Genomic DNA, 24,596 nt, shown 5'->3' on the forward strand with positions numbered 1-24,596 from the left:
ATTTCAGGACAAGACATTTTCGGAACGAACCAGATAAACTACAAATTAATCATCAAATCGTTTAAAAAAACTCCGTAATTATTTAACTCAAAAGGGACATCTGCATTTTTCTCCATATCGTGAAAATGATGTGTTGCTAATAATTCCATTCCTGTAAAAGCATTCATTCTGTGAAACCCAAACATAACACCTTCATCTACACTTTTTTGATTAAAAAATTCATTTTCTAAAGTGAATGCGGTTTTAGGTGCATTCCAACTTGTAGTCAATATATATTTTTTCCCGTGCATTAAACCACCTGTTCCGTAATTGATGTTTGGATTTTTTCTACTTCTTCCATCACTTGCATAAATTCCATTTTGATGACCTTCCGTAAAGACTTCATCTATATATTTTTTGAATCCAAACGGTATTTGAAACCACCAAATTGGAGTATGATAAATCACTATATCAGCCCACTTAAATTTTTCAACTTCTTCTTTCACATTATAATTTTCACCTACTTGAGTAAATTTCACTTCAAAACCCTCACGTGAATCAAAATATGAAATAGTGTTATTAAAAAGTGTTTCGTTAAATCTTCCACCAGAATGTGCAAATGGATGACTTCCATTAATTATAAATATGTTTTTCATTTGTCTCTTATTTTATATGGGGCAAAACTAAAGCAATGTTTGTTATTGTAAAAATAATACAAATCATACATTTGTATTAAATTTTTAATAGCTATGGTGAATTTAGAATGGTACAGAACATTTAAAGAAATATATGAAAACGGAACTTTAACCAAAGCTTCTATTGCTTTATATGCTTCTCAACCTGGAGTTAGTGTACATTTAAATGCTCTGGAAGCCTATGTTGGCAAAAAACTATTTGAACGTACTTCGAGAAAAATGATTCCAACAGAAGATGGAAAGTTTTTATATGAATATATAATTGAATCTTTAAAAAAACTTGAAATAGCAGAACAGCATTTTAAAAAAACAACGCAAGAAAAAAATCCATCTTTAAATATAGGAATGTGCTCTGAAATGTTTCAACTTATTATTGAACCAGAAATCCCAAAACTAGACTTTGACCTAGTAGCTCGATTTGGAGCACATACAGATTTAATAAAAGATCTAAATAATGGAATTTTAGATTTAGTAATAACACCTAAAAAACAGAATGAAAAAAAATCATTAGTTGAGTATATTCCTTTTTCAAAAGAAAGAATCGTTTTAATAGCAGGAAATAAAACCAATGTAACTAAAATACAAAAACACATTAAATCAAAAAATCTAAGTCAATTAGAAGAAGAACTCCTTCAAAATGTTTGGTATAGTTCATCAAACGAAATGGAACATTTTAGACGTTTTTGGTTTGAAAATTTCAAGAAGAAACCCGCTTTTAAACCAAACTATATTTTACCAAATATTACTTCTATAATAAGATGTTTAAACAATGGAAACGGACTTGCATTAGTTCCAGATTTTTTATGCCAAGAACAAATTTTAAGAAACGAAATAAATTTAGTTTGGGAAGGAAAAGTAAAAACGGAAAACACCTTATATTTTGCATCAAGAACGGATTTAAAATACAAAAAAGAATTAGATACAATTAAGAATATATTTACATCAAAAATGAAATAAACGCACCACAACAAAGAACTGAGGTAAAAAACAAACAAAATCTTCGTTAAATTTAGATATTATTATTCTAGGCTTAAACTTTGGTTTAAGCTTTTTTTATGCTTGTTTTTTTATTTAAATTTTACTTAAGCTTTAAAACAGAAACATAGGTTTCATCATACGGCCTTTTAGATTTTGCAATAGCAAAACACTGTTTTAATAAGTTATTAGCTACTGCTATTAAAGCTAGTTATTCTTGAATAATCGCACTCAACTAATTCAAAAAAATGTATTTTAGTACACATATATAAAATTGCAGTAGATTATTAGACAAACTGCCGTTACCCATAAGCTAGAGAAACATCTCACTAAATAGAAAATGTGAATTCTGAAATAAAAACATATAACTCTGAGGGTTTCCGAAAAGAATATTTCAACGCTAGTCCTGAACTTAATAAGCTTTTTGAAAAGAATATTGAAGATTTCTTTTGTCTAAAAATTGAAGAATTAATTGAAAGAGTTTTTAAACCAATACTTCCTTCAAGGGAAGAAAGTCACACGCTTATTTTTGTTACTGAAGGCTCATATAGAACTAAAATAGGATTTAGAGAATACACAATTACACCCAACAATATTTTAGTAATACAAGCAGGTGCAGTATTTTCAACAGAAGATATTTCTAAAAATGTTAAAGGATATACTTGTCATTTTCACCCAGAGATACTTGTTAGAGAATTTGGTAATCGTTCTTTGGTGTCAGATTTTCATTTTTTAAACAATGGTAATCATCCAATTATTCAAATTAATCAAGATTCAAAGCATGCAATTCTTAATGTATTTGAAAGGTTAGTTACTGAATTTAAAAGTGATGAAAAACCTAATCCAGATATTGTTCATGCTTACCTTTATACCTTATTAACAGAATTAAAAATCTTGTATGGATTGAAAAATCAAAATAGGCAGAATGCGTCTTATCGCATTACTACTCAATTTAAAATATTAGCAAATAAAAAGGCAAAAGATAATTTAAAAGTAGCTGACTTTGCCAAGTTGATGAACATAAGTCCTAACCACTTAAACAAATCAGTACGAGTAAATACTTCAAAATCTGCAACTGAAATTATTGACGAGATTAAACTCATTGAAATTAAATATCTTCTCTACCAGTCCAACTTATCAATTAGCGAAATATCTTATGAAATGGGGTATTTGGATGTATCATATTTTACACGGTTTTTTAAGAAACGTGAAGGGGTTTCACCTAAAGAATTTAGAGGATTGATTGAAAAGTCCTAATAACGGAATAAATATTTCTACTCAAAAATCGTTATAATACAGACCTTTGCACGGACAAAATAAAAGGTTATGTATTCTACTGTTCTCATATTACATTCAATACTCAGGTGGTTTGTATTACTATCATTGTGCTATGCAATCTTTAGAGCTTACAAAGGGTTTAATACTCAGTCGGCCTTCACCAATATTGATAACAAAGTACGTCATTGGACAGCTACAATAGCGCATATTCAGCTCATTATTGGTATGCTTGTATATATAAAAAGTCCTATTGTTAAATATTACTTTTCCGATTTTAAAAACTTAATCAATAATTGGGATTTGACATTTTTTGGTCTGTTTCATTTTATCCTTATGGTTTCAGCAATAGTTATTATTACTATAGGGTCAGCAAAGGCAAAACGAAAGAAAACAGATCTAGAAAAATTTAAAACTATGTTGATTTATTTTTCAATTGGAATAACAATAATTTTTATAGCAATTCCTTGGCCGTTTTCACCATTGGCTAATAGACCACTTTTAAGAACATTTTAAATGAAACAGCTTTTCAATTCAAGTTTAGGAAGATTACGTATACTAGCATTTTTAGAAGGGTTTTCCTTATTGATTCTAGTTTTTGTGTCAATGCCTCTCAAATACATTTATGGAGTAACTACAATATCTTCAATTTTAGGTCCTATTCATGGTTTATTATTCTTACTATTCATTTTTAACACCATAAGTGTAGGTGCAGAATTTAATTGGAGATTCAAAACAGCAACATGGAAAGTATTAATCGCATGTATCATACCGTTTGGCACTTTTTATATAGACTATAAATTTTTAAGCAAATTATGAAAACTGGTTATATAATAATCAGTGTTATTATTGCTGTCTTAATGCTATTTTTCACCTTCAATAAAATTTATCGTTATAAAATAATAGATAAACGTTTAAGAAAAAAGATTATAAGTGGAGCCACTATACTTGATGTACGAACAGATAGTGAATATAAAAAATGTCATATTGAAGGTTCTGTAAATATTTCTTTAGGGACAATTAGAGAACGTTATATTGAATTAGATTTAACTAAAACTTATGTTACATATTGCTCACACGGATTACGGAGTATAAAAGTGAAAAACATTTTAAAAGATAAAGGCTTCAAAAAGGTTTTCAATGGAGGAACAATGTCTGACTTAGAGACCATAATTGAAAAATATAGTTTGAAAGAATGATTTATGTATTTAAAACCTCTGTAAATACTGAAATAGAAATTCAGGAGTTAAAACCATATATTGAAAAACTTTTTCCGTTTTCAAAATGGAGTTTTGACCTTGAGGATTGTGATAATATTTTCAGAATTGAGATTAATGAAAGTATGCCTGATTTAATTATCTTCTTATTTAAAGTATTTGATTTTAATTGTGAGGAATTAGAATAAAGCCCGAGTTTATCAACGTTAACCGTTGCACAAGCCTATAATTTATTATTAACTTGTGTAAACTATGTCTCTTTACGAACAGTTGAAGAAACTATGAGGAAACAAATTTTAATATTATTATTATTTCTGACTTTTCTGTTTACTAGTAAATTTTTTGCTTGTGATTGTAAAGTGCCAAAAAGTTTGAAAGCAGTTCAGGACAGGGAATTTGAAAATACAGAATGTATTTTCATAGGAGAAGTTATAAAAATCGATGCTGAAAAAAATTCTTTTGAAATAAAAGTTATTGAATCTTTTAGTGGAGACGAAATCGGAAAAAATTTACAACGGAATTTATGATGAACTATGTGGTCTTATAATTGACGAAAAAGGAAAATGGTTAATTTATGCAAATTACAACTCTGACAATTTGATTGAAATAACTGTTTGTGGAATAACTCGGAGTTTTAAAAGACAAGAATATAATGTTTTTGCAACTAGATCACCTGAACCATTGTCACCAAATGAAAATAAATCTAAATCAAAAGCGGAGAAGAAAAGTAGAGAATGGAAATTAAGAACGAAGTCTGATTTAGAAAACGAAATAATTGATTTAAAAAAGAGGATTGATTACAAAGCTAGTTGCTAACAAAAAAAACTGAAGTAAAAAACAAACAAAATATTCTTTAAATTTAGATACTATTATAGCGGGCTTAAACTTTGGTTTAAGCTTTTTTATTCACTAAAACGAAAATATAACTCTTGTTAAAAATATATTGCCAATTTTACAGTTACAAAACCTCACAAAAGCGCTCATTTAAAAAAAATATTAATTTTTTTACAAAAGTATTTTTTGGTTATCCTTTGACTAGTTAAATCACAAAATCAAACCATTTTTAAACCCAATTATTCTCACAAAAACAACTTCAAAAAGTTATGATTTTTAAATAAATTCATTTTTAATAACAACTATTAACATAATATATATATATAACAGCTTAATTATTATAATTTAATAATTATTGGCTTTAGTGTGTAAAGTAGTCAACTTTTTAGTTTTCAATTAAATGAATAAAGCATTTACTATTTAAATTTGCACAATCGTTTGTACACTACGCTATATTTAACATCAAGCTTAGTAAACATTATTTTGAACCAATTACTTTTTTTCCTATTTTGCAAGAACGTTTTAACTAAAAACCTTTAGTTGAACTACAGTTTATACTTCCAAATAGGCATTAGCAGATTAATTATATGATTGAATTCATTTTAAACGAGAGGCATATTCGTACCGATGCAAAATCGGGTATGACCTTACTTGATTTTATTAGGTATGAAAAAAGATTAACAGGTACAAAAATTGGCTGTAGAGAGGGTGATTGTGCGGCTTGTACAGCTTTGGTGGGCACTATGAATGCCAATGGCGTTTTAGAGTACCAAAGTATCACTTCATGTATTTCACCTTTAGGTAATGCCCATGGCAAGCATATTGTAACTATTGAAGGTATTAACCTGAAAAATGAATTGAATGTCGCTCAAGAAGCTATGAAGCTTAATTATGCAACACAATGCGGTTTTTGTACACCTGGTTTTGTATTATCACTTACAGGCTTTACATTTTCTGGTAAAGAGAATACAAACGAGAATATTATGGCCGCTATTAGTGGTAATATATGTCGTTGCACAGGGTATAAATCTATTCAACGTGCCGCAACTGATATTGCAACTAAATTAGAGGCTTTAGAGCTTGATAATAAAATGGCATGGTTGGTAGCAAATAGTTTTATTCCTGAATACTTTTTAACAATCCCTGATAAAATTAAGAAAATACCTGTAAAGCAAGAAAGTGAGGCAAACTCATTTGTAGTTTCTGGTGGTACAGATATGTATGTACAACGTGCCGATAGTTTAATTGATGAGCAGATCAATTTGGTCAGTGATCATATTGGTTTAAAAGGCATTATTGCTTCTGATGATAAAATTGTAATCGGAGCCAATACAACAGTAACCGAATTTGCATCGCATACTATAATTCAAGAATTATTTCCCAATTTAAAAAAGCATATGGCATTGGTCTCTTCAGAGCCTATACGAAATATGGCATCATTTGGTGGTAATTTTGTGAATGCATCACCCATTGGTGATATGACTATTTTCTTTCTGGCTTTAAATACTAGCATTACATTACAAAATGAAAAAGGAACTAGAGAAATTTTACTTAAAGATTTTTATAAAGGCTATAAAACATTCGATTTACAAGAAGGGGAGTTAGTGACTTCAATTAGTTTTAATACCGCTTCAGATTTCAAATTTAATTTTGAAAAAGTATGTAAACGTAGCTATTTAGATATTGCTAGTGTAAATTCCGCCATGCGTATACAAGCAGATGCTAATGGTATAATTAGTAATGCACATGTAGCAATGGGTGGTGTGGCGCCAATACCAAAATATTTAGAGCAAACATCAGCATACTTAGTAGGTAAAACTGTTGATGTAGTAATGGTTAATGTAGCAATGGAAAAACTACAAGAAGAAATTGCTCCTATATCTGATGTGCGGGGAACGGAAGACTATAAACGCTTATTAGCAAGGCAGTTGTTTATGGCACATTTTATAGAACTTTTCCCGAGTAAATTAAATTTAAAAGATTGTTTAGCCTATGAAAGCTAATACCCAAAAAATAAAACCCACAAAGCAAACAAAAAAAAGCTTGCAGAATATAGATTCATACACACATCTTAGAGGTGAGTCTATTTATGTAGATGATGTAAATGTGCGTCAAGGTACATTGCATGCGGTGGTTTTTGACTCTAATTGTGCGCATGGTAAAATTAAAAGTGTTGATTATTCTAAAGCATTAGCTTTAGATGGTGTGGTTCGTATTTTAACTTCGGATGATGTAACGGGTGAAAATCAAATTGGTGGTATTATTCCTGACGAGCCTCTGTTTGCTGAAGGTGAAGTACATTTTTGGGGGCAACCTATTGGTTTAATAGTTGCGGAATCTATTAGTATTGCAAAAAAAGCACGCAAACTGATTATTGCAGAGTTTGAAGAGTTACCCGTAATAACAACAGCTAAACAGGCTAAAGAAAAGGGGAGTTTTATAAATGCACCAAGATCTTTTAATTTAGGAAATGTAAATGAGGCTTTTGCTAATTGTGAGTATGTTTTTGAAGGCGAAACTTTTTCAAACGGACAAGAACATTTATATATTGAATCACAAGGTGCTTATGTAGAACCTTTAGAAAATGGAAATTTCAGAATTGTTTCTTCAACGCAAGGCCCTACACAAGTACAGCGAATAGCGGCACGAGTGTTGGGTATTCCAATGCATAAAATTGAAGTTGATGTTACTCGTTTAGGTGGTGGTTTTGGGGGTAAAGAAGATCAAGCTACACCTTGGGCGGTAATGGCTGCTTTAGCTGCTCAAATTCTAAACCAGTCAGTAAAACTAATTCTTGATCGTCATGACGATTTGCGAATGACAGGTAAAAGACATCCATATGAAACAACCTATAAAATTGGTTTATCAAAAGATTTGAAAATTCAAGCTTTTGAAATTGAATTATTGCAAAACTCAGGTGCAGCGGCCGATTTATCGCCTGCCATTGCCGAGCGTACGCTTTTTCATGCAACCAATAGTTATTATGTGCCGAATGTAAAATCTACCGTATATAGTTGTAAAACAAATTTACCGCCTAATACGGCTTTTAGAGGTTTTGGTGGTCCACAAGGTATGTTTGTTATTGAGTCAGCTATTGCAAGAGTAGCATCAGAATTAGGTGTTTTGAACACCACAATTCAAGAAGCAAATTTATTAAAAGAGAATGATGAATTTTCATACGGGCAAATTGCTCAAAAAGTAGAAATCCGAAATTCTTGGAACACTGCTAAAGAAAAGTTTGAACTTGAAAAAGTACAAAATGAAGTAGCGGTATTTAATGAGAATTCTGCCAATATTAAAAAAGGGGTAGCTGTAATGCCTATCACTTTCGGAATTTCTTTTACAAATACGCAAATGAATCATGCACGAGCATTAGTGCATATTTACCAAGATGGTAGTATTGGCGTGAGTACTGCTGCGGTTGAAATGGGGCAGGGTGTGAACACCAAATTATTACAAATTGCTGTAGACTCTTTTTCTATTGAAAACCATAGGGTAAAAATAGAAAGTACCAATACAACTCGTGTCGCAAATACGTCACCAAGTGCAGCAAGTGCAACAGCCGATTTAAATGGAAAAGCATTACTTATGGCTTGTGATAGTTTGTTATTTCGTTTAAAAAATATTGTTGCAGAAGAATATAAAGTAGACATAAAAACTGTTTCACTGCGTGATGAATGGGTGTATATAAATGATCAAAAATCGACCATTTCTTGGGAACATTTAATTTTCAAAGCGATGGCGCTACGCGTCGCATTAACAGAAAATGCACACTACGCTACACCTGTTATTCATTTTGATAAAACAAAAGAAAAAGGGCATCCGTTTGCGTATCACGTATACGGAACTGCAATTGTAACCACTACAGTAGATTGTTTACGAGGAACTTATGAATTTGATAGCGTTAAAATAATACACGATTTCGGGAAAAGTATGAATTTAGGTATTGATTTAGGTCAGATTGAAGGCGGACTTATTCAGGGTATTGGTTGGATGACCATGGAAGAGATTTCGTATGCAGCAAATGGTAAGTTGTTATCAAATGCATTATCAACGTATAAAGTACCTGATGTGTATTCGGTACCAAAAGAAGTTGAAGTTATTCCTTTAGAAACACCAGGTAATGATATGGCTGTTTTAAAATCTAAAGCTGTGGGCGAACCACCGTTAATGTATGGCATAGGTGCTTATTTTGCCATTCAAAATGCGATACGAGCTTTTAACCCGAAGTATAAAATGAGGTTTCATGCGCCTATGACTCCTGAAAAAGTATTAATGGGACTATATCAAAAGTAAATTACATGTCAGATTTTTTTATTCACAGTACACGTTGCTTTCTTAACGGAAGCTTTAAAGAAGCTACGCTTTATATTAAGGGAAATAGAATTGAACGCATTTTTGAAGGCGAAAAGCGTCTTGATAGTGTAACTTTTACATCTTACGGCAATAAAATTATGATGCCTGGTATTATTGATGCACATGTACATATTAATGAACCTGGCCGTACGTTATGGGAAGGTTTTGATAGTGCTACAAAAGCGGCAGCAGTTGGTGGTATTACAACATTAATTGAAATGCCTTTAAATGCAAGTCCGGTAACCTCTACATTACCAGCTTTTAAACAAAAGAAAGTGGCTACAAAAGGTAAATTGCATGTAAACTGTGGTTTTTATGGAGGGATAGTGCCACACAATACAGAAGATATTGAAGATTTATTAAGGTTCGGAGCCTTTGGTATTAAAGGGTTTTTGTCTCATTCTGGTATTGATGAATTCCCAAAAGTTGATAAAAAAGTTTTGAGTACTATTGCTCCGATATTAAAAAAGTATGATGTTCCTTTATTGTTGCATTGTGAGTTAGAAGATACTGATGTTCCTGAGGTTGTAGATACCAAAAGTTATCAAGAATATTTAGCTTCAAGACCGCAACGTTGGGAGCAGAATGCGATTGACTTAGCGATAGAAGTTCAAAAAGAGTTTGATATAAAAGTACACGTAGTACACTTATCAGCTTCGGATGCGATTGATAAACTAATTCAAAGAAAATTAGAGACCAGAAAACTGACGGTAGAAACTTGTCCGCATTACGTATATTTTAATGCAGAAGAAATACCAGATGCATCACCTATTTATAAATGTGCACCGCCTATTAGAGGAAAAGAGAATAATCTTTTGCTTTTAAAAGGAATACAAACAGGATTGATAGATTTTATAGGGTCGGATCATTCACCAGCTCCACCAGATGTGAAACAATTAGAATCAGGTGACTTTTTTAAAGCTTGGGGTGGTATTTCAGGCTTGCAATTTTCACTGCCAGTAATGAATACTAAATGTTTTAAAGAAGCGATTGCTTTAGAAAAGTTAATTCCATTACTTACTGAAAATCCTGCCAAATTTTTGGGTCTAGAAAATAAAAAGGGATTTTTAAAAGAAGGATTTGATGCCGATATTGTAGTTTGGGACGATAACGAAATTTTTGAATTAAAAGAAGAACTAATACAACACAGACATAAGCCAACGCCATATTTAAATCATAAATTAAAAGGTGTAGTAAAAGCTACTTTTGTAAACGGAAATCTTGTATTTTCAGAATCGGAAATTATAGCAACAAACAAAGGAGAATTATTGGAAAGAAATAACAAGAAACCGTATAACCATAACTAAACCAAGCAAAATATGATGATGAAATATTTAATACTTTTTTGCTGGCTTTTTCTTTTTGTCGTAATAGTATCAGGTACCTACAAATTAAGAAGTTTAGTAGAGCAGTATAAAAAAGAAGATAACGAAGCTAAAGTGGCATCTTTACAAAAATCACAAAATTGGTTTTATGTACTTTTAGTTTTTGCCGCACTTTGTGGTATTGGTGTTGTGTATCTTTTTTTAAAGGGGACTATCTACGAAGGTCATTTTATGGAATGGCTGAACCTAACTGTACGTTGGATACATATAACCTTTGGTATTGCATGGATTGGAGCATCTTTTTATTTTGTTTTTCTTGAAAATGCACTTAATAGAACAGAAAATGTGCGTGATGAATTAGCAGGTAATTTATGGGCTGTACACGGTGGTGGGTTTTATTATTTAGAAAAATATAAACTAGCACCAAAAACAATTCCTAAAGATTTACATTGGTTTAAATACGAAGCATATTTTACGTGGTTATCAGGTTTTTGTTTGCTAATGGTGGTGTATTATTTTAATGCAAATTCTATTCTTATCGATCCTGAGGTTTTAGATATTGAGCCTGTGACGGCTATCGCTATTAGCATAGCATCATTAATTGTAGGTTGGGTATTATACGATCAAATCTGTAAACATCTAGCCAAAAATAAATTGGTCTTTACTATTGCTATTACAGTTTTGGTTTTTTCATTTGCATGGTTTTATTGCCAAGTATTTAGTGGCCGTGCGGCATACATTCACTTTGGTGCTTTTTTAGGAACTTTAATGGCTGCGAATGTATTCTTCGTGATTATTCCTGGGCAAAAACGTATGGTAAATGCGGCTAAAAAAGGGGAGTTACCAAATCCTAAAGATGGGCAGGCAGCCATGATGCGTTCCTACACTAATAACTACTTTACATTACCTGTTTTGTTTGTGATGATTAGTAATCACTTCCCAAGTACTTTTGGGAATGAATATGAGTGGGCAGTGCTTATCGCTATTACTGTTGGTAGTGCAGGTATAAAACACTATTTAAATTTAAGAGAAAAAGGGCAGTTGTCGGTTTGGATTATGCCTGTTGCAGTGGTAGTTTTATTAACGGTAGCCTTTTTTACAGCTCCACAGCCTCCAAAATATGAAAATTGTGCCGAAGCGGTAACATTTACAGAAGTTGTCGGTATTATACAAAATAGATGCATAGTTTGTCACTCAAAAACACCAACAGATGAGGTTTGGAAAGTTGCGCCAAATGGGGTTACATATGATACACCAGAACAGATATATAATCTAAAAGATAAAATATACCAAAGAGCAGTGTTGAGCAAAAACATGCCGTTTAATAACAATCAAACCGGAATGACTCCTGAAGAGCGTGATATGATTAATTGTTGGATGATACAAGGCGCTCAAAATAATTGATTTATGATGACATTAGAAGAATTAAATTCAAATACAGCTATTGAAGTGGCAATGCATTTAGAGAAATGTTGTGTTTCTAAAACATGGATTTCTGAAATGGCGGCTTCAAGACCTTTTACTTCAAGTTCAGATTTGATTGAAAAAGCAGCTACTATTTGGTATACTAAATGTACTGCTGAAGACTATAAAGAAGCCTTTTCGGGGCATCCAAAAATTGGAGATGTAACTAGTTTAAAGCAAAAATTTAGCAATACAAAAGATTGGGCTAACAATGAACAATCAAAAGTAGATGATGCAGACGATAAAACCTTGCACGATTTAGCGAAAGGAAATGATGCGTATTTAGAGAAATTCGGGTACATTTTTATAGTAAGTGCAAGTGGTAAATCAGCAAAAGAAATGTTGACTATTTTACATAAACGACTTTTAAATTCTGAAAAAGAGGAGTTGCAAATAGCCATGAACGAACAGCATAAAATCACAGTAATTCGTTTGAAAAAATTAATTACAGAGGTTAATGCAGATCAAAATTTGAAAAGTCATATAACTACTCATGCATTAGATACAACAAAAGGAGTACCTGCAAAGGCGATGCCAGTAGCGTTGCGAATTATTGAGGGGAATACTAAAACATTAGTAAGTATTGGTTTAACAAATTCAGACGGTAGAGTTGCCGATTTATTGCCTCCGGGAAGAATGTTAGCTGTTGGTACTTATGAGATGGAATTTGACACTAAATTTTATCATGAAGCTCAAGAACAGACTGTTTTTTATCCTGATGCTACTATAAAATTTATGGTGACCGATGCTGGACATTATCACATTCCGTTATTGATTAGTCCGTTTGGGTTTTCAACATATAAAGGAAGTTAAAGCGTAGGGAAGGAGAAATATGTTTGATTGGATTCATATATTACAAGAATACAAACAGAAGTACGAACCCGTAACTTTGGTCACGGTGACAAAAGTATTAGGTTCTGCACCTTGTGTTGTGGGTTCACGAATGATTGTAGTAAATGCTGATAAAGTGCATGGTACTGTTGGTGGTGGTAAAATGGAATTTCAGGTCATTGATAAGGCTTTAGATGTTTTATTTGCTAATCAAACTGAAGTAGTAGAATATATTTTAGGCCCGGAATATGAACAATGTTGTGGCGGTAAAGTTGAATTATTAATAGAGCCTATGAATAAATTACCAGAGCTTTTTTTATTTGGAGCAGGACATATTGGAGTAGAGATAAGCAACCTTTTGGTAGGCACGCCTTTTCAAGTAAATTTAATAGACTCTCGTAAAGATTGGTTTGCTAAATTAGCTTTAGCTCCAGAAGTAAAAACAAAAGAAGTGCAAGTAGAAGATTTTAAAACATTTTCTGATGTAGTGCGCTGGGGTGATAATTGTTATGTTTTGGTATTAACACATGATCACACTATTGATTTTGATATTATAGCAATGGCTATTCCTAAAAAAACAAAATATTTAGGGTTGATAGGTAGTAAAACAAAAGCAGTTCGTTTTAACAATATGCTAATTAATGAAATGGAAATTGCTGAAGGAATGAAGAATGTAGTTTGCCCAATTGGGTTAAAAATAGGAGGTAGTACTCCCAAAGAGATTGCTATAAGTGTAGTTGCAGAACTTTTACAGGTTCATTATAGCGATACGAATAAATAAAATAGAATAAAAAAATAGATATTAAATAGAGAAGAATATGAGTTATACATTTAATCCGCAGAAAAGAGTTTTAATGGGTCCTGGACCTTCTGATGCACACCCAAGAGTACTAAAAGCAATGGCGACACCATTAATTGGGCATTTAGATCCGCAGTTTGTTCAAATGATGGACGAAGTTAAGGATATGGTACAGCAGACTTTTTTGACTAAAAGCGAATTAACTTTTGTGGTTTCTGCTCCAGGAAGTGCAGGGATGGAAACTTGTTTGGTTAACCTTTTAGAGCCAGGTGATGAGTGTATTATTTGTGTGAATGGGGTTTTTGGTGGTAGAATGGTTGATATAGCAGAACGTTGTGGCGCAACAGTTCATAAAGTTACCACTCCTTGGGGAGAAGTGACAACACCAGAGCAAATAAAAGAAGCTTTAAAAACATGTCCAAAACCAAAATTAGTTGCCCTTGTACATGCAGAAACTTCAACAGGAGCTTTGCAGCCAATGAAGGAAATTAGTGATCTAATACATGATGCAGATTCTCTTTTAGTGGTTGATGCTGTTACCTCATGGTGTGGTGTACCATTAAAAGTTGATGAATGGGGAATTGATGCTATTTATAGTGGTACACAGAAAAACTTAAGTGCACCTCCAGGCTTATCTCCTGTAAGTTTTTCGCCTAGAGCAGTGAAAGTTCTTGAAAACAGAAAAACAAAAGTACAGAGTTGGTTCTTAGATTTGAACTTGGTTAAAAATTACTGGGCAGGAGCTAAAAGAGCGTACCATCATACAGCTCCAGTTTCATCAGTTTATGCATTGCATGAAGCGTTAAATGTTGTTTTAGAAGAAGGCTTAGAAAATAGATGGGAACGTCACCAAACAGTACATCAATATTTAAAGACAGAATTAGAAAGTTTAGGTTTTAAATATTTAGTTGATGAAGCTAATAGATTACCAAACTTAAACTCTGTGTACTTGCCAGAAGGTATAGAAGATGAAGCTAAAATTAGAACTACTTTATTAAATGACTATAACATTGAAGTTGGTGGTGGTTTAGGAGATTTTGCTGGTAAAATATGGAGAATTGGTATTATGGGCGAAAGCTGTACTAAAAACCATGTAAATATGCTTGTTGGTGCTTTAAAAGAAATTTTATAGTAGCCATTACAAAATAGTTTATACTAAAAAGAGCGCCAATTTAGGCGCTCTTTTTTCATCTGTAATAATTCCCCTTAAATTATTTTGAAGATAAAGTTTTTAAAGTCAGAGCAAGTGTTTTTACTCCTTTTTCAATCTGCTCAGGTGTACTGTATTCATCAGCATGGTGGCTAATTCCATCACGACACGGAATGAATATCATAGTTGTAGGGCAAACTTGTGCCATAAACAAAGAATCGTGGTATGCTCTACTAATCATCTTTTTACTAGTTAATCCTAATTCTTTTGTAGCAGCTTCAACTGCATCTATAAGTTTTGTTTCACAAATTGCAGGGCTATCTTTATTAATTAGTTCTACAGTACTTTCTATATTTCTACGTTTGCAAATTTCTTCAATTTCTTGTTTTAAATCTTCCAGGGCTTTATCGCGAACTTCAAGATCAGTATCTCTTAAATCAATCTCTAAATAGGCTTCTTTGGGTATACTATTTACAGCACGAGGTTTTATATCTAAAATACCAGTAGTTGCTACGGTATCAGGGCTTGTAGATTCTTTAGCAATACGCTCAACAGCTAATGAAATTTCAGCAGCGGCACAACCAGCATCTCTTCTTTTGTCCATTAAAACTGCACCAGCGTGACCACCTTGCCCGATTAACGAAACACGAAGTGAACTTGGTGCTGCAATTTTAGTTACAATACCAATATCTAAACCTTCTTTTTCTAAAATAGGACCTTGCTCAATATGAAACTCTACAAAAGCATCATAATAATCATTCCCCATTTTTACTTCATCCAAAGTGCCATCAAAATCAAAACGCTCTAATAATTCAGCAAGTCCTCGACCATCAAAATCTTTAAATTTTAAAGCTTCTTCAGGAGATAGTTGTCCACAAAGCATTCTACTTCCTAAACAACCTATTCCAAAACGTGTTGGTTCTTCTGAAGTAAACATTAAAACTTCAATAGAACGTTCAGGTTCATAACCCATTTCCATTAAATAACGGATAGCTTCTAATCCTCCAAAAACACCAACGGTACCATCATACATACCAGATTCTGGTATAGCATCAATATGAGATCCTGTACCAATTGCAGGTAAATCTTTGTTTTTACCTTCCCAACGGCAAAATGTATTTCCTACGGCATCAGTTCTCACTTTTAATCCGATATCGGTACATAGGCCAATAAAGTATTCTCTAGCTTTTGCATCTTGTTCAGAAAAAACAATTCGGGTAACTGATGGGGTAGGACAAGCAGAAATACTTGCTAATTTTTCAAGTTCTTTATGTATTTTTTGCATAGTTAGTTTTAAGGTTGAATAGGAAATCTGTTTACATTTTTATAGTAGATATATACGGCAGGCTCTTTACCCAAAGCACCAAACCATTGCGGACAATAAGGTGCCATCCAAATACTATCTCCTTTTTTAATTGGGTACCATTTATCGGCTAGCCTATAAACACCTTGTCCTTGTAAGTACATTAATCCATGCTCCATAATATGAGTTTCAACAAATGGAAGATTTGCACCAGGATTATACGTAAAAATATTTATCGCCATATCAAAAGCCATATCTGTGCTATCGGGTAATAAATTCTGCATTAATAAATCAGGATCATCACAGTAGATATTTTGAGGTATATCAGCTTCATTTCCGATAACTACGCTAGGTATTTCATAACCATCTAAAGCTTCAAATTTTTTATGAAACGTAAGCAGTTGTGTGTTTTCTCCAAAACTGTCAAATACATATTCTTTTCCAACCGGAATATACACATAAGAACCTTTTGTAAGTGCTGTTTTAGCTCCGTCAATAGTTACTGTGGCGGTACCTTCAACAACATAAAAGAATATTTGTGTTGCTATATTTTTTCCTTTAAGAATTGCGGTTTGTTCAGGAGTTACTAAAAGCTGGCAAAATTTTGCTCCCATAGCTTCATTGATAACTACATTTACAGTACAATTTGTCCAACCAGGGTACACACTGTTTACAAAACCATCACCCGTTAATACGGCATGGTCTCTTTCAAATACAGTAGTTGATATTGCTGTAAGTTTTATATCGTTCATATTTTAATAATTAATCGTATTGTTTTTTTAATTCTAAGATAAAGTTATCACATACTTCAAGTGATTTCTCTATATCTTCAGGACTTGCGTATTCTAATGGATTGTGGCTGATACCTTCTTTACACCGAATAAACAACATAGACACTGGTGCTATTTTTGATACCATTACAGCATCATGACCTGCACCACTAGGCAATTCTACTATTTTTTTTATGCCTGAATTTTTTATACTTGTACGTAATACTTCTTTTAAAGTTTCATCGCACTGCACAGATGGGTTTGTTTGTTTTATATCCCAAACCAAATCAATGTTTCGTTCTTTTGCTATTTCAGTTGCTCTATCTTCTAAAATTTCAGAAACCTCTTTTAAAAAATCATCATCACTACTTCTAATATCTAGGGTGTGAATTACTTTTCCGGGGATTACATTAGGTGTATTGGGGAATAGGTTTAATTTACCAATGGTAGCAACTAATTTATCGGTATTGTCTTTTCCTATTTTTTCTACTTCTAAAGCAAATGCTGCCGAAGCGCAAAAAGCATCATTTCTATGCATCATAGGGTATGTGCCAGCATGACCACTAACACCAGACCATGCTACATTTATTCTTGTTTGCGAAGCAATTCCATCAACAAGGCAAACAGGCAAATCTTCGTTACATAAAACAGGTCCTTGCTCAATATGCGCTTCAAAATAACCCAAACAGTTTTCTTTTATAAAAGCATCGTTATTAATAGTACTGTTATCGCAGGCATTATTTTTTAGAACTTCTGCTAATGAAATACCAGAATCATCTTTGCGTTCTAACCATTCGTGTTCAAAACAACCTGCGATGGCAGAACTTCCTAAATAAGCCGTATTGTAACGTGCACCTTCTTCATCGGCAAATGCTACAATGTTTAAATGAAAGGGTAGCGGAATATTGTTTTCGTAAAAATATTCGGCAACTTCTAAACCTAGAAGAATACCTAATGGTCCGTCATATTTACCAGCATCAAAAACAGTATCGTAATGCGAACCGATGATAAAATGTTTTGCACCTTTTTTTGATGAGGTAAGTTCTCCTTTTATATTACCAATAGTATCGCGGTATGCTTTAAGTCCAGCTTCTTGCATCCAAGTAATAAGTACATTTCCTGATATCGTATGTGCTTCGGTTCCATAAACTCTATCAATGCAATTTTCGCTATCACTTATGCTTGCAAGTGTATTTAAACGTTCAATTATTCTTTCAGTTCTAAATCTCATTATATGTTTTTGGAGTACAAAGCATCAGTGTTGTTGAGGCTAGCGCAGTATGCAATATAGCTGAAATTCAATATTTGAACAAGCGATTGTGCAATTATTATGAATAATAAAAAAACGAACTCAATATTTTTAAAAAATGAAGTAATAAGTTGGGTGTTTATTGAATTTACTTGATAAAGTAGAAAAATTAAAATCAATTAATTATACTTTTTTTAAGAAGAAAGGTACCCTGTAGGCTTTTTTTACTTTCTACATTTGTAGCCCAAAAAACTAGCCTCAAATGGGTAATAAAGAAAATAAAACCATAAGCAGGAGTTTGTTAGTTATTATGGCTACAGCCATAGCAGCAACAGCCGCTAACTTGTATTACAATCAGCCATTGATTCCAGAAATTGGAAAAACAATGGGTTTAGATGAGCACATATTGGGTTTTATTCCTTCAGCATCTCAAATTGGCTATGCAACTGCTATATTTTTTATCTCGCCTTTAGGTGATATTATGAATAGAAAATTGGTAATCCGCAACCTATCAATAGCATTAGTAACCGCACTTTTAGGAGTATATTTTGCGCCCAATTTTGCAGTATTAATAGTGGCTACATTTGTAGTAGGGCTTAGCTCTAATATAACACAACAGCTTATTCCTTTAGGTGTATCATTAACAAGTCCGGAAAATAAAGGTAGGGTAGTAGCTACACTAATGACTGGGTTAACAATAGGTATCTTACTATCAAGAACGTTAAGTGGTTTTATTGCAGAACATTTAGGGTGGCGCGCTGTGTTTTTAGGAGCAGCAATTATAGCGGCTATAATTGGTATTGTACTGCAAATAGTATTACCATCAAACAAACCAATTGTAACACTTAGTTATTCAAAGCTTTTAAAATCAATGCTAACGCTTATTAAAACCAAATCTTTATTACAAGAATCTGCTTTAGTAGGTGCTTTATGGTTTGCGGCATTTAATGCGCTTTGGGCAACAATAGCCATTCATCTTATGGATGATCCTTTTGGATATTCAGTACAGCAAGTCGGTTTGCTAGGTTTTGTTGGTGCTTCAGGGATTTTCGGAGCAAAAATAGCAGGTAAGTGGGCGGATAAAGTAGGATCAAGATCAGTAATGACCGTTTCGTTATCCGTTATACTTTTAAGTTTTGTAGTTATGGCTCTTGGTAAAGACTCTATAGCTATGCTTTGTATTGGTATTGTACTTTTAGATTTAGGCGTGTTTGGTTCTCAAGTGCCGAACCAAGTCCGCGTTTTTTCAGTAGATGTAAATGCGCAGAGTAGAGCAAATGCGGTGTATATGTTGTTTTATTATTTAGGTGCTGCAGTTGGCTCTGCAATCGGGGTTAAAGTAATGAGCCAATTTGGTTGGTTCGGACTTACCGCTTTTGGTTTTACCCTAATAGCTATTGCACTTACTTTTCATTTGTATAAGACTCGAAAATTGAAATTGAAAGCTATTTAATGGCTATTTCATAAACTAAAGTACATTGAGTTACTCTTTTTTATAGAAAAAATATTTATTGCGTATAAACGTATTACTCTGTTATATGATTTATTGAGATTTGGTTGTAAAAGCATTGTTGATTAAAAACAATTAATTCATTACTTCTTAATAAAAAACTGTTCGTTATCTGTTTTATTGAAAAGCATTGTTTTAGCAGTTACATCTAAGCCGTAACTATTTTTAGCTTTTATACTTATTAAATGTATTCCGGGAGCTAAATCTTCAGAAATAGGGAAGCTCCATAGGTGCAGACTCTTTTTAGGTTTTCCTAGTTTAATACTGTTTTTACTAGGGGTAATTCCCATATTTTGGAGTTCATGTAGTCTCTTAAAAAACGGATCAATTTCATTGGTGTATATCATAGGCTCCCATGTACCGTTTCCAATTTTAATTTCGACCGTTGTATTTTCGTTTCCAGCATAAATATTAGCGATTATTTTTTGAGCACTAAAAGGGATTAATTCTCTATCAAACTCAAAAGGTGTCCAAATATGCATTTGTCGATTATCGGGCTCAGAGACTTTATAGTCATAGGTTTTTTTATTACCATTGAGGTTCATAATCCAAAACCCTTTTGGTGTTCCGTCTGCCATCATAGAAGCAGGAATACCAAAACTATCTTTTTCTCCGTGCCACCAAGAACCACATAGCGCACCAGCAACCAATTCTTCAACAGCATTATTCACAAGCCAACCATCTTTCTTTTTAATAGTTTCAAAAAACTGTGTGTGCGTATGACCAGCATAAGCATGTACATTAGGGTGTTTTTTAAATAGGCTAGAAAAGTCTTCTAAATTTATCAATTGCTCCAAAGGAATATGCATTAATAAATGGACTGTATTTTCTGTGGGAACTGTTTTTAAAAGCCCTTTTACAAACTGCATTTGTTTGTCATCAATTTTGGCATCGTATTCATGATGCGGTTTTGGAAAAATATTATTTAATGCTATAAAGGTGTGAGAACCATAATTGAAAGCGTAATATGAAGGACCAAAATTACGCTCATAGGTTTCGTCTCTTAAGTCGATATTCTCACCATCATAATTACGGTCATGATTCCCATAGATATAATAAACCGGAGCGCCTACTTTGCCTAAAACACTTTTAATAGGCTCAAATAATCTTAGGTTATCAAATGTGATATCACCTAGCGGTACTAAAAAATCATACTCTTCTTCGAGCATTTTTTCAGAGACAGCTTTACTTAAATAATATACATCATCAATTGTTTTGGCTTGTATATCTCCTAAAAGTCCAATTTTTAATTCATTTTCTCCTTCATTTTTATAAAGCGGAAAATTTAATGTCGCATTTAATGTTTGAGCTTCAACACCTTTAAAATGAAGATCAGGAGTTCCGTTGGGCTTATTAAAGGCATAATTTTCAGGTACAAAATTAGTTGATACTTTAGAAATGTATCCGGAAGGTTTAATTAAAAAAACCGTGGTGTCATCGTCAATTTTTAGACTGTATTTTCCATTTTTATCTGTAACAACTACACCACTTCCGTTAGAGATTGCAACAGATGGAATTCCTTTTTCATTTGCGTCAAAAACTTCGTTTTTATTTAGATCGTGAAAAACAAATCCTTCAATTTTTTTTGTTTGCGAAGTTGCAGTACTAGACTGAATACATATTAAAACTAAAAGAAATTTTAAAAAATAACGCATAATTGTAGCTGTGAAAAATAAATGTTGAACACACAAATAAAACCAATTACGTACTAAAAAATAGAACAACCAATTTTATCAAATCTTTAAGTAATTGCATCTTTAATATTAAGTAATTGCATTTAAAAAAAGTAGCTGTATAATGTTGTATGTAAGAGTCTTATTAGTTTTAGTAATATTGTATAATTGCGCCTGAAAATTGCTTTTACATTTAAGTCTGAACATGAAATTTTTACAGTTTATTTTTTCATTTTTAATTTGTCTATTATCATTTGGGCAAGAGTTGCCACCTATTGAAAATTTTTCAACGTCAGGGTATGGTGGAGACAACCAAAATTGGATGATTTCTCAAGATGAGAACAATTATATCTACGTTGCAAACAATACGGGTCTTCTAGAATTTAATGGCTCGGAATGGAATACCTACGCATCGCCTAATAAAACAAAATTAAGAGCTGTTAACGTTATTGGTGATAAAATTTACACGGGATGTTACGAAGAGTTTGGGTATTGGGTCAGGAATCAGCTTGGTAGATTAGAGTACACTTCATTAATGCCAAATTTAGGGAAAGATAAAATTGAGAATGATCGGATTTGGAATATTATTGATTATAAAGAATGGGTTTTGTTTCAATCAAGCCACAGTCTCTATTTTTTTAATAAAAAAACAGAAGAATTTAAAACAATACACTCCGTAAATATAATCTACAAGGTTTTTAATATTGACAATCAAATTTACTACCATGTTGCCAATGAAGGTATTTATAGTATTAAAAATGGTACTTCGGAATTATTAAATAACGATGCTGTAGTTTTAAATGATAGAGTAATTAACCTATTTAAAATTGAAAGTAAATTAGTTGTTTTAACAAGAAGCTCAGGATTTTTTGAATTAAAAAAAGAAGGTCTACTTCCTTGGGACGTAGAAGCGAACGAACGACTAAAAGAATTGAGTGTGTTTAATAGTATTCAGCTCAAAGATGGAAGTTTTGTTGCAGGAACCATATCAAACGGAATTGTAAAAATTAGCCAACAAGGTAAAATTGAATATACGATAAACCATAAGTTAGGTTTAAGTAACAATACCATTTTATCTTTATTTGAGGATGCAAAAAATAATGTTTGGATTGCTTTGGATAACGGCATTGACCGTATAAATATGACATCGCCGTTGAAAACCTTTGTTGATTACGATGGTGTGTTAGGTACCGTGTACACCACACTAATTTTTGATGATAATTTATATGTGGGAACTAATCAAGGATTGTTTTACAGACCAATAGGTAATTCGGAAAAGCCATTCTCATACGTAAAAGGAACTGCTGGCCAAGTATGGAGCTTATATAGTGATGATAGTGAAAACCTTTTTTGTGGACATCATTTAGGTACCTATTTAATTAAAAATGAAAAAGCAAAACATATAAGTCCGATTTTAGGTGCTTGGAATTTCAAAAAAATACCTGAACGTGAGAATTTAATACTACAAGGTAATTATGATGGTTTGTACGTTCTTGAAAAGAAAAATGATTCTTGGAGTTTAAGAAATAAGATAGAAGGCTTTAGTAATTCATCACGTTTTTTTGAACTCAATGGTGCTAATAAGGTTTTAGTAAATCATGAGTATAAAGGGGTTTTTGATATTGTATTAAATGACTCTTTAACAAAAGCAGAAAAAGTAAGTTTAAGAGAGGAGTTATCCATAGGAGAAAATTCAAGTTTAGTTACTTATCAAGGCAATATTTTGTATACATCAAAAGAAGGAATGTTTACATATAATACTACTGAAAATAAGTTTTTGAAAGATTCTCTATTAAGTACACTTATAGCATCAAAAATATATACTTCTGGTAAAATGATTTTTGACGAGACCGGAAAATTATGGACATTTTCTAAGGATAATGTTAGCTTTATTACCAATGATAATCTTACCAATACACCTGAAATTAAAGATATTTACATTTCTTCAGATTTAAAAAAAGGAGTTGTAGGTTTTGAGAATATTCAGCACATAGCGAATTCAAAATATGTATTAGGTATAGTAAATGGTTATTTAACGATGGATTTATCTAAGTTAGTCACAAATAAAAAACATACCATTTACTTAAATAGTGTTAGTAAAAAAGATTTAGATTCAGAAAACGAACTTCTGCCATTAGCCCAAAGTGGTGAATTTGAACACAAACAAGGGAGTTTATCTTTCAACTATTCAGTTCCAGAATATTACAAGTATTTAGATATTACGTACCAATACAGGCTAGTTGGCCAGAGTGATCATTGGAGCGATTGGTCAAAAAAAGCAAGTATACAATTTGAAAACTTACCTTTTGGTGATTATACGTTTGAGGTAAAAGGTAAAGTAGGTAATCAGTTGACTAATAATACTGTATCGTATTCTTTTGAAGTAAATAGACCTTGGTACATAGCTAATGTAGCATTGTTTATTTATGTGCTACTACTTATAGGTATTGGTTTTTTTATTCATAAAGCCTATACCTTTTATTACGAGAAAATATTAAAGCATGAACAAGTTAAGAGCGATCGTGCGATTATTGAAATAAAGAACGAAAAATTAAATCAAGATATTGATAGTAAAAATAGAGAGTTAGCAATATCTACAATGAGTATTGTTAAAAAGAATGAATTACTTCGGAAAATAAAAAAAGAATTAAAAAATGTTAAGGCCAAAGAAGATTTAGCCAGTGCAATTGAATTAATTGATACGAATTTAAATAACAATAAAGATTGGAAGTTTTTTAAGCAAGCATTTAATAATGCCGATAAAGACTTTATGGATAAGATTAAAGTGGCACACCCAGACCTGACACCTAATGATTTAAAATTTTGTGCTTACCTAAGGCTTAATTTATCTTCAAAAGAAATTGCGCCTTTATTAAATATCTCTACAAAAAGTGTCGAAACCAAACGCTATAGATTGCGAAAAAGAATGAATTTATTGCATGATGATAGTTTGGTAGACTATATTTTAAAATTTTAGACCTCTACGAATACTTTTTTCACCTAGACTTTACCACTACAAAGCATTGTTTTATGCTCTATTTTAGGCACTTAACGTAAAGATAATATTGCACCTTAACTAGTGTGTATTCAATAGTTTTTGAACTGTATTCAGCGCATTTTTGAGCTAAAAACGCGTTGTTCGTCTTTTGTCGAGGTCTTGTTTTTTAGTTCCAGAATGGTTTGAGTATACA

21 protein-coding genes and 1 pseudogene are annotated in these 24,596 nt (G+C 32.3%); 16 read left to right on the top strand and 6 right to left on the bottom strand.

Features of this window, described 5'->3' with window-relative positions; genetic code table 11:
- Window positions 1-38 precede the first annotated feature (38 nt).
- Complete coding sequence (locus tag KO500_RS09220; protein WP_215956252.1) at window positions 39-635, bottom strand: NAD(P)H-dependent oxidoreductase; 597 nt, start codon at window positions 633-635, stop codon at window positions 39-41.
- Between the two features lie 93 nt (window positions 636-728).
- Here KO500_RS09220 and KO500_RS09225 point away from each other — a divergent pair, with 93 nt between their 5' ends.
- A complete protein-coding gene (locus KO500_RS09225) occupies window positions 729-1,631 on the top strand; it encodes a LysR family transcriptional regulator (RefSeq protein ID WP_215956253.1) in 903 nt (300 codons plus the stop codon).
- Between the two features lie 121 nt (window positions 1,632-1,752).
- Here the strand turns inward: KO500_RS09225 and KO500_RS17610 are convergent.
- A pseudogene (locus KO500_RS17610) lies at window positions 1,753-1,860 on the bottom strand (IS110 family transposase); the annotation flags it as partial.
- 131 nt (window positions 1,861-1,991) lie between these two features.
- Here KO500_RS17610 and KO500_RS17555 point away from each other — a divergent pair.
- The 13 genes from KO500_RS17555 (at window position 1,992) to KO500_RS09290 (ending at window position 14,882) form a co-directional block, all read left to right on the top strand.
- Window positions 1,992-2,906, top strand: coding sequence for a helix-turn-helix domain-containing protein (locus KO500_RS17555; protein WP_215956254.1), 915 nt, complete (start codon window positions 1,992-1,994; stop codon window positions 2,904-2,906).
- Window positions 2,907-2,975: 69 nt separating this feature from the next.
- Window positions 2,976-3,440, top strand: coding sequence for a hypothetical protein (locus KO500_RS09235; protein ID WP_215956255.1), 465 nt, complete (start codon window positions 2,976-2,978; stop codon window positions 3,438-3,440).
- Window positions 3,441-3,743, top strand: coding sequence for a DUF3817 domain-containing protein (locus tag KO500_RS09240; RefSeq protein ID WP_215956256.1), 303 nt, complete (start codon window positions 3,441-3,443; stop codon window positions 3,741-3,743).
- 41 nt (window positions 3,744-3,784) lie between these two features.
- Window positions 3,785-4,123, top strand: coding sequence for a rhodanese-like domain-containing protein (locus KO500_RS09245; RefSeq protein WP_252732467.1), 339 nt, complete (start codon window positions 3,785-3,787; stop codon window positions 4,121-4,123).
- Window positions 4,120-4,329: a hypothetical protein gene (locus KO500_RS09250; protein WP_215956258.1), complete on the top strand. Its 210-nt coding sequence runs from the start codon at window positions 4,120-4,122 to the stop codon at window positions 4,327-4,329. The genes KO500_RS09245 and KO500_RS09250 overlap by 4 nt, the downstream gene beginning before the upstream one ends.
- A gap of 298 nt (window positions 4,330-4,627) precedes the next feature.
- Window positions 4,628-4,957 (top strand): hypothetical protein, encoded by a 330-nt coding sequence (locus tag KO500_RS09255; RefSeq protein ID WP_215956259.1) that lies wholly within the window; start codon window positions 4,628-4,630, stop codon window positions 4,955-4,957.
- Between the two features lie 605 nt (window positions 4,958-5,562).
- A complete protein-coding gene (locus tag KO500_RS09260) occupies window positions 5,563-6,978 on the top strand; it encodes an FAD binding domain-containing protein (protein WP_252732468.1) in 1,416 nt (471 codons plus the stop codon).
- Window positions 6,968-9,271 (top strand): xanthine dehydrogenase molybdopterin binding subunit, encoded by a 2,304-nt coding sequence (locus KO500_RS09265; protein ID WP_215956260.1) that lies wholly within the window; start codon window positions 6,968-6,970, stop codon window positions 9,269-9,271. Before KO500_RS09260 ends, KO500_RS09265 begins: the two co-directional genes overlap by 11 nt.
- Before the next feature lie 5 nt (window positions 9,272-9,276).
- Complete coding sequence (gene allB, locus KO500_RS09270) at window positions 9,277-10,638, top strand: allantoinase AllB (RefSeq protein WP_215956261.1); 1,362 nt, start codon at window positions 9,277-9,279, stop codon at window positions 10,636-10,638.
- A 12-nt stretch (window positions 10,639-10,650) separates the two neighbouring features.
- On the top strand, window positions 10,651-12,060 hold the full coding sequence (locus KO500_RS09275; RefSeq protein ID WP_215956262.1) for a urate hydroxylase PuuD: 1,410 nt from the start codon (window positions 10,651-10,653) through the stop codon (window positions 12,058-12,060).
- Between the two features lie 3 nt (window positions 12,061-12,063).
- Window positions 12,064-12,933 carry a 2-oxo-4-hydroxy-4-carboxy-5-ureidoimidazoline decarboxylase gene (gene uraD, locus KO500_RS09280; RefSeq protein ID WP_215956263.1) on the top strand — a complete coding sequence of 290 codons (870 nt, stop codon included), beginning with the start codon at window positions 12,064-12,066 and terminating at the stop codon, window positions 12,931-12,933.
- A 19-nt stretch (window positions 12,934-12,952) separates the two neighbouring features.
- Complete coding sequence (gene xdhC / locus KO500_RS09285) at window positions 12,953-13,732, top strand: xanthine dehydrogenase accessory protein XdhC (protein WP_215956264.1); 780 nt, start codon at window positions 12,953-12,955, stop codon at window positions 13,730-13,732.
- Between the two features lie 37 nt (window positions 13,733-13,769).
- Window positions 13,770-14,882 (top strand): pyridoxal-phosphate-dependent aminotransferase family protein, encoded by a 1,113-nt coding sequence (locus tag KO500_RS09290; protein WP_215956265.1) that lies wholly within the window; start codon window positions 13,770-13,772, stop codon window positions 14,880-14,882.
- Between the two features lie 79 nt (window positions 14,883-14,961).
- On the opposite strand, the gene KO500_RS09295 is transcribed toward KO500_RS09290, so the two are convergent.
- Genes KO500_RS09295 through KO500_RS09305 form a run of 3 tightly spaced genes read right to left on the bottom strand, consistent with a single transcriptional unit; the run spans window position 14,962 to window position 18,204 of the window.
- Window positions 14,962-16,185, bottom strand: coding sequence for a M20 family metallo-hydrolase (locus tag KO500_RS09295; RefSeq protein ID WP_215956266.1), 1,224 nt, complete (start codon window positions 16,183-16,185; stop codon window positions 14,962-14,964).
- 8 nt (window positions 16,186-16,193) lie between these two features.
- A complete protein-coding gene (gene allE, locus KO500_RS09300; protein WP_215956267.1) occupies window positions 16,194-16,955 on the bottom strand; it encodes a (S)-ureidoglycine aminohydrolase in 762 nt (253 codons plus the stop codon).
- 10 nt (window positions 16,956-16,965) lie between these two features.
- Window positions 16,966-18,204: a M20 family metallo-hydrolase gene (locus KO500_RS09305; protein ID WP_215956268.1), complete on the bottom strand. Its 1,239-nt coding sequence runs from the start codon at window positions 18,202-18,204 to the stop codon at window positions 16,966-16,968.
- A 280-nt stretch (window positions 18,205-18,484) separates the two neighbouring features.
- Here KO500_RS09305 and KO500_RS09310 point away from each other — a divergent pair, with 280 nt between their 5' ends.
- Window positions 18,485-19,675, top strand: a complete 1,191-nt coding sequence (locus KO500_RS09310) for an MFS transporter (protein ID WP_215956269.1) — start codon at window positions 18,485-18,487, stop codon at window positions 19,673-19,675.
- A 140-nt stretch (window positions 19,676-19,815) separates the two neighbouring features.
- Here the strand turns inward: KO500_RS09310 and KO500_RS09315 are convergent, their stop codons facing one another.
- Window positions 19,816-21,387 (bottom strand): calcineurin-like phosphoesterase C-terminal domain-containing protein, encoded by a 1,572-nt coding sequence (locus KO500_RS09315; protein WP_215956270.1) that lies wholly within the window; start codon window positions 21,385-21,387, stop codon window positions 19,816-19,818.
- A gap of 223 nt (window positions 21,388-21,610) precedes the next feature.
- Here KO500_RS09315 and KO500_RS09320 point away from each other — a divergent pair, with 223 nt between their 5' ends.
- On the top strand, window positions 21,611-24,382 hold the full coding sequence (locus tag KO500_RS09320) for a helix-turn-helix and ligand-binding sensor domain-containing protein (RefSeq protein ID WP_215956271.1): 2,772 nt from the start codon (window positions 21,611-21,613) through the stop codon (window positions 24,380-24,382).
- The last annotated feature ends 214 nt before the right edge of the window (window positions 24,383-24,596 follow it).

Origin of the sequence: Cellulophaga baltica (assembly GCF_018861125.1) — a bacterium.
GTDB classification, from domain to species: domain Bacteria; phylum Bacteroidota; class Bacteroidia; order Flavobacteriales; family Flavobacteriaceae; genus Cellulophaga; species Cellulophaga baltica_A.